This is a genomic window from Rhodoluna limnophila (assembly GCF_005845365.1).
Lineage (GTDB): Bacteria > Actinomycetota > Actinomycetes > Actinomycetales > Microbacteriaceae > Rhodoluna > Rhodoluna limnophila.
Genome location: NZ_CP040509.1, coordinates 982404 through 994929, shown reverse-complemented (window position 1 = coordinate 994929; position 12526 = coordinate 982404). Strand labels below are relative to the sequence as shown.

The following is a 12526-nucleotide window of genomic DNA, read 5'->3' as shown; positions in this document are numbered from 1 at the left end:
GCCTGTGGCAAACTTGCTACATGGCTAAAGACGTGCACCCACCTCGCGGAATGCGCGATTTTCTACCTGCAGACCACCTGAAGCGCACCCAGGTTTTGAATGGGATTCGCGCTACCTACATGGCTCACGGGTTTCAAGAAATCGAGACCCCCGCACTAGAAGATCTGGCTCGACTCACTTCAGGGCAAGGCGGCGACAACGAGAAGCTGGCGTTCCGCGTGATGAAGCGCGGTGCCGAGCTCGAGGCAGCTCTGGCAGCCAGCGAAGGTGAAGACAATCTGGCTGACTTGGGATTGCGCTACGACCTGACAGTTCCATTGACTCGTTATTACGCGACCAATCGTTCCAAACTTCCTAAGGTTTTCAAATCAATCCAAGCCGGACCAGTTTGGCGTGCGGAGCGCCCACAGAAGGGTCGCTACCGACAGTTTGTGCAGTGTGACATCGACATCATCGGAGACAGCAGCATCCTGGCCGAAATTGACCTTCTAGTTTCGTCGCTCGATGCGCTCGAGCGCATTGGTCTGTCGGCGGCAACCATTCGTGTGAACCACAGGGTTTTGCTCACCAACCTTCTGGAGCAACTCGGCGTTCCTGAGTCTGGCCGAGGCTCGGCCATGATCACCATCGATAAGCTCGACAAGATTGCAGCCGAGGGAGTAGTGGCCGAACTGGCTGAAAAGTTTGACTCTGCTGTCGCTGAGCGAGCGGCTGCCTGGCTAAACGCCATTTCAGAAAACCTTCCAGTGCCTGCAGAATTGGCACCGATTTTTGAGGCTATTGAAGCGCGGTTTGGGTCTAACCGACTCAGATTTGATCCAACGCTGGTTCGTGGCATGGGTTACTACACCGGCACGATCTTTGAAATTGAGCACCCAGAATCTGGTTCGTCAATTGGCGGCGGCGGACGTTATGACGGAATGGTCGGTCGCTGGACCGGCGAGGACGTTCCGGCCGTTGGTATCTCGATCGGCTTCGAGCGCGCGGTTGAACTGGTCAGTGATCAGCAAGTGCAGAGCGCTGCATCCAACCTCGTGCTGGTTCTAGACAGCACAGCTCCGGCGGTTGTTGGTAATGCACTTAAGTTTCAGTCGGCTCTTTTTGAGCAGGGGTATTCGGTTCGCCTTGAGCAGCGTCCTAAGAAACTAAATCAGCTGCTTGAAAACCTCGCGCTGCACGGCTTCACTCACTTTGCAATTGTTACCGAAGATTCATCAGACATCGGTGCTTTGACCATCAAGCCAATCAGCAACTAAACGCTTTCTTCACTAAACTAATAACCATTACGATGACGTTTTTCGCGTCATCTGGCGCGTTTTAAAACAGCCCAAATAAGGAGACACCTTGTCAATCATTGAAGCCATTGGCGCCCGCGAGATTCTTGACTCACGCGGTAACCCAACCGTTGAGGTAGAAGTTCTGCTAGAAGACGACAGTTTTGGCCGCGCAGCGGTTCCATCTGGCGCATCTACCGGTGCTTTTGAAGCACACGAAAGCCGCGATGGCGACAAGTCACGCTACCTAGGCAAGGGCGTTCAGAACGCAGTCAAGGCAGTTGTTGAGACTGTTGACGAAGCATTGGTTGGCTTTGATGCACTAGACCAGCGCCTGGTTGACGCAGCGCTAATTTCACTAGACGGCACCGCCACCAAGTCAAACCTCGGTGCAAACGCAATCCTTGGTGTTTCAATGGCAAACGCTCGTGCCGCTGCTGAGGCAACCGGTCAGCCGCTATACCGCTACCTAGGTGGCCCAAACGCCCACACTCTTCCAGTTCCTCTAATGAACATCATCAACGGTGGCGCTCACGCTGACACCGGTGTAGACATTCAAGAGTTCATGATTGTTCCTTTGGGTGCCGAGACTTTCAGCGAAGCAATTCGTTGGGGCGTTGAGGTTTACCACGCGCTAAAGAGCCTGCTTTCAAGCAAGGGCTTGGCAACCGGTCTTGGTGACGAGGGTGGTTTTGCACCTGAGCTTCCAACCAACGCAGCTGCGCTTGAGCTAATTGCTGAGGCAATTGCTAAGGCTGGCTACAAGCTAGGAACCGACATCGCGCTTGCACTTGACGTTGCAGCGACCGAGTTCTACTCAGAAGAGACCCAGAAGTACACCTTCGAAGGTCAGGAGCGCACTGGCGATGAAATGATCGCTTACTACGCTGACCTAGTTGCTCGCTTCCCACTAGTTTCTATCGAAGACCCACTTTCAGAAGATGACTGGGCTTCATGGACCAAGATGACTGCTCAGCTTGGCGACAAGGTTCAGCTAGTTGGAGACGACCTTTACGTAACCAACCCTGCACGTTTGCAGAAGGGCATCGATGAGAAGGCTGGAAACGCCATCTTGGTAAAGGTAAACCAGATCGGTACTCTAACCGAGACCCTAGATGCAGTTACTTTGGCACAGGTTCACGGCATGAAGGCAATCATTTCTCACCGTTCAGGTGAGACCGAGGACACCTTCATCGCTGACTTGGCCGTTGCAACCAACGCGGGCCAGATCAAGACCGGTGCTCCTGCTCGTTCAGAGCGTGTTGCAAAGTACAACCAGTTGCTTCGCATTGAAGAAGAACTGTCAGACGCAGCGTTCTACGCTGGTCGCGCAGCTTTCCCACGCTTCATCGCTAAGTAAGTTCAGATAAATGAAACGCCCCGCAAAGGCCGCGCCGGTATCCGTATCGGCCGCTTTGCGGGGTTTTCGTTTAAACACCTACACACTCACGCTCCTGACAGTAATTGTTTTTGGAGTTGTCACACTGGCACCCCGGGTTCAAACCTGGGTTATCCAGCGTCAGCAAATTGCTGAGGCGCAGGCCGCGGTTGATAAAGCCAAGCAGGATGTCCTGGATATGCAGGAAGAACGCAAGCGCTGGGAAGACCCGGTTTACATCCGTGCTCAAGCGCGTGACCGCCTTTATTATGTAATGCCGGGTGAGGTTTCATACCTTGTCATGGATGCCGATGGCGTTGACATGTCAGACACTTCGGGAACAGTTGGCGCCATGCTCGCTGAGCGTGCCAACACCGATGAAATTTCAACCGATATTCGACAGACTTCAAACAACTGGGTCGACGCCGTGCTTGAATCAGTAATTCGTGCCGGAATCGAAGAGCCGGTCGAAGAAACCGCAGGAGAATAAACACATGCCACTTACCCCGGTTACTGAAAGTGACATTGCTGAAGTTTCTCGCCAACTCGGCCGGCCAGCGCGAGACATCGTGGCCATTGCCGCTCGATGCGTCTGTGGCAAGCCAACCGTTGTCCACACCGCTCCGCGACTATCTGACGGAACACCATTCCCAACCACCTACTACCTAACCCATCGCGGGGCGACCGCGGCTGTCTCGACCCTCGAGGCAAGCGGTTTGATGGCCGAGCTTCAGGCAAGGCTGGCCGAGGAGCCAGAATTGGCCGCCGCCTACCAAAAAGCGCATGAGGCATTCATTGCCGATCGTGACCGCACTGCAAAAGACTTGGGGTTGGATGTGCCTGAAATTGCCGGTATTTCTGCCGGTGGAATGCCTACTCGCGTCAAGTGTTTGCATGCGCTAATTGGCCATGCTCTCGCTGCCGGTCCTGGTGTAAACCCAATTGGTGATATCGCTCTAGAGGCTTGCTCCTGGAGCCCAAACAAGTGCGTCTGCGAAAGCTACTAGCAATAACGCTGGCTGTGGCCAGTGTTTTGTTGGTTTCGCAACCCGCTCGAGCTGACATCATTCGTGATCGCGAGTATTGGCTCACCGATTACTCATTTCAAAAGGCCTGGAACCTCACCAAAGGCGCCGGAGTCACCGTGGCCGTCATTGACACCGGTGTTGACGGCAGTCATCCTGACCTTCAAAACGTACTAGTTGGCGGTACCGATCTATCTGGTTTGGGGTCTTTCAACGGTCGCATTCCAGTTGGGGCCAGCAGTTTTCATGGCACTATGGTGGCCAGCCTGATTGCCGGTCGGGGGCACGGCAGTGGCAATGGTGTTTTAGGAACCGCACCCGAGGCTGATCTTTTGAGTGCTTCGATGGCCTTTGGCGTAGCGGGCTTGAGTACCGACGACCAAGTGGCTGAAGGCATCCGGTGGGCTGTCGATCACGGCGCTGACGTGATTAATTTGTCGCTATCTCGCAATAATGCTGGGTGGCCCGAGTCTTGGGACAGTGCCTTCACCTATGCCTTCGAGCACGATGTGGTGGTTGTCGCTGCTGCCGGAAATCGCGCATCTGGGGCCGAGTTTGCCAGTGCCCCGGCCACCATCCCGGGAGTCCTGGCAGTTGCTGGAGTTGATCGAAATGGAAAAGCCAGCGAAGAAGCATCGGTAGATGGATTAACTATTGGCGTGAGCGCGCCGGCCACCGATTTGGTTGGTGCGGCACCGAACGGAGAGTATAAGGTCTGGAGTGGCACCAGCGGTGCAGCGCCTATCGTGAGCGGTTTGGTCGCCCTGGTCAGGTCTTATTACCCAGATTTAGATGCCGCAAATGTCATAAATCGTGTGATCAAAACAGCAAAGAAAGTTACTGAAGAAAGCTATTCCCCGAAGTACGGTTACGGACTGATCGATCCGCTTCGCGCCCTTACAGCGACTGTCGAACCGGTGTCTGAAAACCCGCTTGGTTCGCTGGCCGAGTGGATCGAGCTCTACCGCGATGTTGATTCAGAAATCATCGATGGAGGCATCTCAGAACCGGTGCCCGGTGAACAGGTTTCAGAGACCATTCCGGCTGAACCTAGAGATTATTCGAATGTCCTTCCGACCATCATTTACGGCATTATTTTTGCGGCCGCAGTGATTTCTGTGGCTCGCAGACTTAGACGTAACAAATAAGCAGTCGGAAGGTAGTAAATTAGAACAATGCCTGCAAACAAGAGTGGCGCCACTGCGCCAAAGATCCTTATCGTCGGTGGCGGCTACGCCGGTTTCTACACTGCTTTCAAACTAGAAAAACTTCTAGGGAAGAACGAAGCTGAAGTGACCCTAGTTGATCCACTTCCATACCTGACTTACCAGCCATTCCTTCCTGAGGTTGTGGCCGGTTCAATCGAGGCGCGCCACGTTGTGACTTCACACCGTCGTCACCTTCGCAAGACCAACATCGTTGCCGGAAAGGTAACCAACGTTGATCACAAGAAGAAGACTGCGACCATCGAAGTTGCAGGCCTCAAGCCTTATAAGCAGCAGTACGACCAGATCGTCGTGACCGCTGGTGCCGTTTCTCGAACCTTCCCTATTCCAGGTGTTGCAGACAATGCAATCGGCCTGAAGACCATCGAAGAAGCTGTTGAGATTCGCAACCGCATCATCACCAACCTAGACAAGGCAGCCAACCTGCCTGCGGGTGCAGCTCGCGACCGTCTTTTGACCTTCGTGGTTGTTGGTGGCGGTTTTGCCGGTATCGAGACTTTTGCTGAGATGCGTTCGCTCGTCAGCTACTTGCTTCGCTACTACCCAAACATCACTTTTGAAGACACCCACTTCCACCTAATCGAGGCAATGGGTCGCATCATGCCTGAGGTTTCACTTGAGACCAGCCAGTGGGTTATTGCCAACCTTGACCAGCGTGGTGCCAAGATTCACTTGAACACCCAGCTTCAGTCAGCCGAAAAGGGCAAGATTGAGCTATCAACCGGCGAAAGCTTCGAGTCAGATGTAATCGTCTGGACCGCTGGTGTTATGGCTCACCCATTTGTTCGCAACACAGACCTTCCACTAGACGAGCGTGGCCGCATTACCGCAAAGGCAACGCTTCAGGTTGTCGATGGCGAGAACGTGATCGCAGACGCTTGGACTGCGGGTGACGTTTCAGCTGTCCCAGACCTTTCAGGTGGCGGCGTTGGCGGCTTCTGTGTTCCAAACGCTCAGCACGCTGTTCGCCAGGCCAAGTTGCTTGCCAAGAACATCGTTGCTTCGTTGCGTAACGAGGGCATCCAGGAGTACTTCCACAAGAACAAGGGTGCAGTTGCAGGCCTAGGTATCGGTGTTGGTGTGTTCCAGTACAAGAAGTTTGCTGTCAAGGGTCTAATCGCATGGTTCATGCACCGTGGTTACCACGGTCTGGCAATGCCTATGTGGGAGCGCAAGATTCGCGTATTCTCTGGCTGGATCTGGAATTTCTTGCTACGTCGCGACATCGTTGCGATCTCAGCTACCAAGGACCCGCGCTTAGCGTTCGAGACTTTTGCATCTCGACCAAAGAAGTAAGTTCTGAAGTTGAAAAGGGATGCCCTCAGGCATCCCTTTTCTTTTCCGCCCCTATAGCCCAATGGCAGAGGCAGTCGACTTAAAATCGACACAGTGTGGGTTCGAGTCCCACTAGGGGCACTAAAAATAAACGACTTGTCATTTCGACAAGTCGTTTATTTTTTGGGTGTGTAGGGCGAGAAACATACCGGGGCCCCAATTTATTGGGGCGGGGTGAGAGTCCTAGTTGCGCGATCTCAGGGTCACGTTTGGTAGGTCCGGCGCGGGAATCCATCCGCCAATTCGGTCTTGAAATTCGCCAAATCTTGGGTCACGAGCATTCCATTGCTCGCGCTGCTCAACGATTTCGTCGTGAGTTCGGGCAATAAAGTTCCACCACATCACAATCGGCTCAGAAAATGGTTCGCCGCCGAGTAAAACGGCAATAACATCGCTGCGGCCGGCAGTGATCTCAATCCGCTCAGTGCCGGGGGATAGGTACTCGGTTAGCTCTTGGGCTACGTCGGTGCCGTTGACGGTTACTGAACCCTGCACCAGCATGACTCCGTGTTCAAAAGAAGAGTCCACCGGCAACGTCAAAGAGGTTCCGGCTGGAATCCTCACTTCTGCGCCAACAAGTTTGCTGTAGAGCTTTGTTGGTGCCGCAACCCCTAGCAATTCGCCAGCAAAAACTTTGATGGTCGACTTCCCCAGAGTGACCTCGGGTAATTCGCTGATGTGCTCGAATGCGGTGGTGGCTTCGCGAACAGAATCCGGGAGGGCAATCCACAATTGAACGGCGTGCAGTGATTGTGGACCCGCTTCAGACAACTCGCTGTGCGAAATTCCGTGCCCAGCCGTCATCAGGTTCAGTTGCCCAGGCTCGATGTGTTGAATCGTGCCAATGCTGTCGCGGTGTTCGATTCGACCTTCGAATAACCAGGTTGCAGTTTGTAATCCGGTGTGCGGGTGAGCGGCAACAACCATGCCGTCTGTCTGCTGGGTTGGGCCAAAGTGGTCCACAAATGCCCAAGCGCCAATCATCCGCTTTCGTGCATTGGGCAGCGTCCGGCGAATCTCAATACCCGTGCGGGTAGTGAGTTTCACCAGACGTGGCTCCAAAATCATCGAATTAGTGTCCTCGGTGGTGAAAAGGCTGGATCGCGTCGTCAGGAATCTGCCCAAAACGACCGTATTGGTAGTCTTCCATAGCCTTCAAGACTCCGGCCTTGTCATTCATTACGAATGGGCCGTAGGCCACGACCGGTTCGCGAATCGGCTGGCCGCCAATCAAGAAAATCTCGAGGGCATTGTGTCGTGACTCCTGAGTTTCAGCCGCTGTGAACACCACTCTGTCGCCCTCGCCGAACACGGCAAGAGCGCCGGTTGAAATCGGGGCTGAGCTGGTGCCCGGTCCGTCTTCTCCAACGGTTCCTTGCCCCGCCAAGGTGTAGGCCAAGGCGTTGAAATCTGGGTTCCATGGCACCGATACTGAGGCTCCAGGTGCCAAGGTTATGTGCGCAATCGCCATCGGTGTTTGAGATTTACCAGGACCGGTAAATGGGCCAATTTGACCTGCAAGCACACGGATTAGCGCACCGCCATCTTGGCTGGAGACCAACTCGACGTCACCACCCTGTATGCCCTGGTAGGCCGGATTGATCATCTTTTTGCTGGCCGGCAAATTAATCCAAAGCTGAATGCCATGGAAAATTCCGCCCGACATAACCAATGCCTCAGGTGGGGTTTCGATGTGCAAAACGCCAGCACCGGCAGTCATGTACTGCGTGGCGCCGTTTTCGATGATGCCGCCGCCACCGTGGCTGTCTTGGTGCTGAAAAGTGCCGTCGATCATGTAGGTAAAGGTTTCAAAACCGCGATGTGGGTGCCATGCGGTACCGCGTGGCTCGTATGGCGCGTATTCAACCTCGCCCATCTGGTCCATGTGGATGAACGGGTCAAGGTCCTGATAAGGCACGCCCGCAAATGCGCGAGTTACAGGAAAACCCTCGCCCTCGTGGCCCTGCGGGCCTCGGGTAACTGATTTCACGGTTCTGGCTCGACCGGTAGCCGGTTCGAGTCTTGGAAGTGTGAGTGTGTCCGCTGTAACTGCTGGCATTTTGCCATCTCCTAATATCTGGGAACTTACCGAGAGTACCTAAGTAAAGCCCCACTAGACAAATCTTATTCCCATACGATTGAGTCATGGACTACACATGGATCGTAATCATCGCAGTTGTTGCTGTAATCGGTATTTTTCTTTGGTCAACCTACAACGGACTGGTCACTCTAAACGTACGCGTTGATGAGGCCTGGAGCGACATCACGGTTCAGCTAAAGCGCCGTGCCGACTTGATTCCAAACCTTATTGAGACAGTCAAGGGATACGCGACTCACGAACGTGAAGTGTTTGAGAACGTGACCAAGGCGCGAGCCGAAACAATTTCTCCAGCCGTGATGGCCGACCCAGCTGCCGCAGCGGTTGCCGAAGATGGCTTTCACGCCGCCATGAAGAGCTTGTTCGCAGTTGCCGAGGCTTACCCTCAGCTTCAGGCCAACCAAAACTTCTTGAGCCTTCAGCAAGAACTAACCGACACCGAAGACAAGGTAATGGCTGCACGCCGCTTCTATAACGGTGGCGTTCGTGAACTAAACACCAAGATCAAGCAGTTCCCGCAGACTCTTTTTGTGCGCAGCCTTGGTTTCAAGGAACGCGCTTTCTTTGAGGTGGCTGACGCTGCAGCAATTCAAGAGCCGCCAACCGTAAAGTTCTAAGCTCGCTTAGCGATCCTCCAGCACACCACATAGTCACACAGGGGCAAGATGTATTCAGCCATCGCGGCTAATAAACGCAATACGGTATTCATCGTTGCGGGCTTTGTTTTGCTACTCGGCGGTCTGGCTTATTGGTGGGGTCAGGTCAGTGGAAACGGCTCGAGCTCATTTCTGATCATCGGCTTTATCGCGGTTTATGCCCTTTTCCAGTACTACATGGCCAGCTCGATTGCTATTGCCATGAGTGGCGCGGTACCGATTGAAAAGTCAGATAACCCAAGGCTTTGGAGAATCGTCGAAAACCTTTCAATCACCGAGGGCATGCCGATGCCGAAGGTTTACGTAATTCCGGATGAAGCACCCAACGCTTTTGCAACCGGTCGCGATCCAAAGCATGCTGTAGTAGCCGCAACCACGGGCTTGCTGGCAATCATGGATGACAAAGAGCTAGAAGGCGTTATGGCCCACGAGCTGGGGCACGTGAAGAACTACGACATTCGAGTGTCAACCATTGTTTTCGGTTTGGTGAGTGCAGTTGCGGTACTGGCTGACTTCGCAATTCGCATGGCCTTTTTCTCGAATCACGGCCACAACCGTAATTCAAACGACAACGGATTTGGTCTTGCCCTAATCGTCATTGGAATTATCGGCAGCATCATTGCCTGGTTTATTGGTCCGTTGGTTTCTGCCGCGGTGTCCCGTCAGCGTGAATACCTAGCTGATGCGACTGGAGCACACACCACCCGCTACCCAGAAGGCCTAGCTAGTGCGCTAGAGAAATTGGGTACCTATGGGCGACCAATGCGCCGAGCCAGCTCATCGATGGCCCACATGTACATCAACGACCCAGTCAAGCCGGGCATGGTTGAGCGCTTGTTTTCGACCCACCCACCAATTCCGAAGCGAATCGCGCGCCTTCGTGAAATTGGCACTAAGTTCTAAAAACCAACAATCAAACTAGACTGCTAGAAGCATTGAATCTAGTGAGGTAACCCCATGCCAAAGACCAGTCCAGTAGTTGCGCCAACTCTCGATGAGTTTGAAGCTGCTCGCGAGATTGTGTCTCAGGTTGCGATTGTGACCCCGGTTCTGCACTCAAACTACCTGACTGATCTAACCGGCCAAGAGGTCTATTTGAAGGCCGAGAACCTTCAGCGCACTGGTGCTTACAAGATTCGCGGTGCCTACAACCGCATGACCAAATTGACTGATGCAGAACGCAAGCTTGGTGTGGTTGCCGCGAGTGCTGGTAACCACGCTCAGGGTGTGGCTTTAGCCGCAAAAAAGTTGGGCATCAAGGCAACAATCTTCATGCCGATTGGTGCATCGCTGCCAAAGCTTCAGGCAACTGAAAACTACGGCGCAGAGGTTGTTCTAGTCGGCGCGGTTTTCAACGAGACCCTCAAGGCTGCGCAAGAGTACGCAGCGAAGCAGGGTGCAATCTTCATTCCGCCTTATGACCACATCGATGTTGTCAAGGGGCAAGGAACCGTTGGGCTCGAGATTATGGAGCAGGTTCCAGATGTCGAGAACATCGTCGTTGCTATCGGCGGTGGCGGATTGGCTGCCGGAATGGCGGTGGCTGCAAAGCTGACCGCGGCCAAGTCTGGCCGAAAGATTAGAGTTATCGGTGTTCAGTCAGAACACGCTGCACCGTACGTTCCATCGCTAAAGTCAGGCGAGCTAACCGAAATCACGATTAGTCGAACCATTGCAGATGGTATCGCCGTTGGCAAACCGGGACGCATCCCGTTTGAAATTATCAAGCAGTTTGTAGACAAAGTGGTGACCGTTAGCGACGACGAAATTGCCAAGGCAATTGTGGTTTTGATGGAGCGTTCAAAGCAGGTGGTTGAGCCCGCTGGCGCTGTTGCTGTTGCCGCGCTGATGTCTGGGGCATTCAAGCCAAAGGGTAAGACTGTTGCAGTGCTTTCGGGCGGCAACATCGACCCGCTGCTGATGCAGAAGGTTATCGGTCACGGTCTCGCTGCCTCGGAGCGATACACAACAATCTCGGTCATGCTTCCGGATCGCCCAGGTCAGCTGGTAAAAACTGCCGAAGCAATTGCAGCCGCGCACGGAAACGTGGTTGAAGTGTTGCACACCAGGCACGGCAAGGGTCTTGAGATCAGCGAGGTTGAGCTTCGTATGAGTGTCGAAACAACTGGACACGAGCACCGCCAGCGGGTCTTGAAGGCTCTGCAGGCTGCCGGCCTAAAGGCGCGCATCGAAGCCGATTAGCAAAAAATCCCGGTCTGTATAGGCCGGGATTTTTTTGGCTTTAGCCCTCGAAGTTTTTTACTTCAAGAATCTCAATGGTGCGCTCTTTGCCGTTTGGGGCAAAAAAGCTCACGGTCTCGCCGACTTTGGCTCCCATAATTGCTGTTCCGATTGGGCTGTCTGGGCTGTAAACATCGATGTCGGTGCCCTCGGCGATTTCAGCGCTGCCGAGCAAAAACTCTAGCTCGCTGCCATTCATCGTCAGACGAACCACGGTGCCCTGTTCAACGACGCCGTGAGATTCACGTGCTTCGCCAACAACGGCGTTGGCCAGGATGTTTTCAAGGCGTGCCGCGCGGGCTTCGATTTTGCCCTGCTCCTCCTTGGCTGCGTGGTAACCGCCGTTCTCTTTCAAGTCGCCCTCTTCGCGAGCCTCTTGAATTTTTTTGGCGATGTCCTGACGTGCAACGGTGAGCAGGTATTCAAGCTCAGCCGCGAGTCGGTCATAGGCAGCCTGGGTTAGCCAGGTTGGTTCGTGGGTTTCAGACATAGTTTTTCTAGTTTATTGGAACCAGCATTTATCGACTAAGCCGGTGACGCCTTTTTCGGTGGTGTTTAGTTTGGTCTCAGTGGCCACAATTTTCTGGTCGGAGGCGGGAATTACAACTTCTTTGTACCCAACTACGGCGTAGGACTGGTTCAGAACCTGCACTGCACAAACCACGGCATTGCCGTTTGGTCTGGTTATTTCAAAAGTGACGGATGCCTGGGTTGCATCGATAATCTCGAAGGCCTGATCCTGGTGCTTGATTTGGTTAGCGGTGTCGATGCTAACCCAGATGGCCCAACCCAGAAAGATTGTGAGTAACGAGGCAGCCGCAATAATTATCCGGGCCCGCGATTTTGACACGTTTACCGGTTTGCGGCCATAACGTTCGTTCAAAAGGTCAGTTTGAGAGCTCATCACGTTTAAGGCTACATACTTAAAGCATGGACATTTTGTTTTCGGCTCTTCTCGCAGCGACTCCGTCACCATCAGTTGATCCGGCAAATACTTTTTACAGCCCGGGCACCATCGGATTCCTTGCTGTTTTTGCAATGGCTGCCGGTGCGATTGGCCTAATTTTTGACATGGTTCGACGAGTCCGTCGAGTCCGATACCGCGCTGAGATTGAGTCTCGACTTGATGCTGAGGATGCCCAGGCTGGCGAACAGACTGGTGGCGAGAACTCCGCTAAGGCTGCGCCGGTTGCCAAAAAGGTACCCGCTAAAAAGCCGTCGGCGCCGAGCAAGCCAGCAAGGCCAGCTCCTCCGGCTAAGCCAAAGCGCGACTAACTTTTGCCCGATTGTTGC

The 12526-nt window shown here is 53.8% G+C and carries 14 protein-coding genes and 1 tRNA gene; 11 read left to right on the top strand and 4 right to left on the bottom strand.

All coding sequences use genetic code 11. From position 1 onward, the window contains the following. Window positions 1–20 precede the first annotated feature (20 nt). From hisS to FFA38_RS04855, 7 genes are all read left to right on the top strand, one after another. On the top strand, window positions 21–1256 hold the full coding sequence (gene hisS, locus FFA38_RS04885; protein ID WP_138315714.1) for a histidine--tRNA ligase: 1236 nt from the start codon (window positions 21–23) through the stop codon (window positions 1254–1256). 88 nt (window positions 1257–1344) lie between these two features. Continuing rightward, complete coding sequence (gene eno / locus FFA38_RS04880) at window positions 1345–2634, top strand: phosphopyruvate hydratase (RefSeq protein ID WP_138315713.1); 1290 nt, start codon at window positions 1345–1347, stop codon at window positions 2632–2634. A 10-nt stretch (window positions 2635–2644) separates the two neighbouring features. Then, window positions 2645–3142 (top strand): FtsB family cell division protein, encoded by a 498-nt coding sequence (locus FFA38_RS04875; RefSeq protein WP_138315712.1) that lies wholly within the window; start codon window positions 2645–2647, stop codon window positions 3140–3142. A gap of 4 nt (window positions 3143–3146) precedes the next feature. Beyond that, the gene (locus FFA38_RS04870; protein WP_138275667.1) at window positions 3147–3659 is read left to right on the top strand and encodes a DUF501 domain-containing protein; all 513 of its coding nucleotides are present in this window, start codon (window positions 3147–3149) and stop codon (window positions 3657–3659) included. Next, on the top strand, window positions 3638–4825 hold the full coding sequence (locus FFA38_RS04865; protein WP_253786127.1) for a S8 family serine peptidase: 1188 nt from the start codon (window positions 3638–3640) through the stop codon (window positions 4823–4825). The genes FFA38_RS04870 and FFA38_RS04865 overlap by 22 nt, the downstream gene beginning before the upstream one ends. Before the next feature lie 27 nt (window positions 4826–4852). Then, entirely contained in the window at window positions 4853–6199 is a 1347-nt protein-coding gene (locus FFA38_RS04860) for an NAD(P)/FAD-dependent oxidoreductase (RefSeq protein WP_138275666.1), read from the top strand. Window positions 6200–6246: 47 nt separating this feature from the next. Further along, window positions 6247–6319: transfer RNA gene (locus FFA38_RS04855), tRNA-Leu, on the top strand. A 102-nt stretch (window positions 6320–6421) separates the two neighbouring features. On the opposite strand, the gene FFA38_RS04850 is transcribed toward FFA38_RS04855, so the two are convergent. After that, window positions 6422–7306 (bottom strand): pirin family protein, encoded by an 885-nt coding sequence (locus FFA38_RS04850; RefSeq protein ID WP_138315711.1) that lies wholly within the window; start codon window positions 7304–7306, stop codon window positions 6422–6424. Between the two features lie 4 nt (window positions 7307–7310). Then, complete coding sequence (locus FFA38_RS04845; protein WP_138315710.1) at window positions 7311–8297, bottom strand: pirin family protein; 987 nt, start codon at window positions 8295–8297, stop codon at window positions 7311–7313. 86 nt (window positions 8298–8383) lie between these two features. On the opposite strand from FFA38_RS04845, the gene FFA38_RS04840 reads away from it, so the two are divergent. From FFA38_RS04840 to ilvA, 3 genes are read left to right on the top strand one after another with little or no spacing between them, the layout of a single operon-like run. Further along, the gene (locus FFA38_RS04840) at window positions 8384–8953 is read left to right on the top strand and encodes a LemA family protein (RefSeq protein ID WP_138315709.1); all 570 of its coding nucleotides are present in this window, start codon (window positions 8384–8386) and stop codon (window positions 8951–8953) included. Window positions 8954–9001: 48 nt separating this feature from the next. Continuing rightward, window positions 9002–9895: a M48 family metalloprotease gene (locus FFA38_RS04835; RefSeq protein ID WP_138315708.1), complete on the top strand. Its 894-nt coding sequence runs from the start codon at window positions 9002–9004 to the stop codon at window positions 9893–9895. A 54-nt stretch (window positions 9896–9949) separates the two neighbouring features. After that, window positions 9950–11194, top strand: a complete 1245-nt coding sequence (gene ilvA, locus FFA38_RS04830; RefSeq protein ID WP_138315707.1) for a threonine ammonia-lyase — start codon at window positions 9950–9952, stop codon at window positions 11192–11194. Between the two features lie 40 nt (window positions 11195–11234). Here ilvA and greA read toward each other — a convergent pair whose 3' ends face one another. Further along, window positions 11235–11723: a transcription elongation factor GreA gene (gene greA, locus FFA38_RS04825; protein ID WP_138275660.1), complete on the bottom strand. Its 489-nt coding sequence runs from the start codon at window positions 11721–11723 to the stop codon at window positions 11235–11237. 12 nt (window positions 11724–11735) lie between these two features. After that, window positions 11736–12137, bottom strand: coding sequence for a DUF4307 domain-containing protein (locus FFA38_RS04820; protein ID WP_172956010.1), 402 nt, complete (start codon window positions 12135–12137; stop codon window positions 11736–11738). A gap of 26 nt (window positions 12138–12163) precedes the next feature. Between FFA38_RS04820 and FFA38_RS06935 the strand changes: the two genes are divergently transcribed. Then, window positions 12164–12508 carry a hypothetical protein gene (locus FFA38_RS06935; protein ID WP_216641743.1) on the top strand — a complete coding sequence of 115 codons (345 nt, stop codon included), beginning with the start codon at window positions 12164–12166 and terminating at the stop codon, window positions 12506–12508. Window positions 12509–12526: the final 18 nt, after the last annotated feature.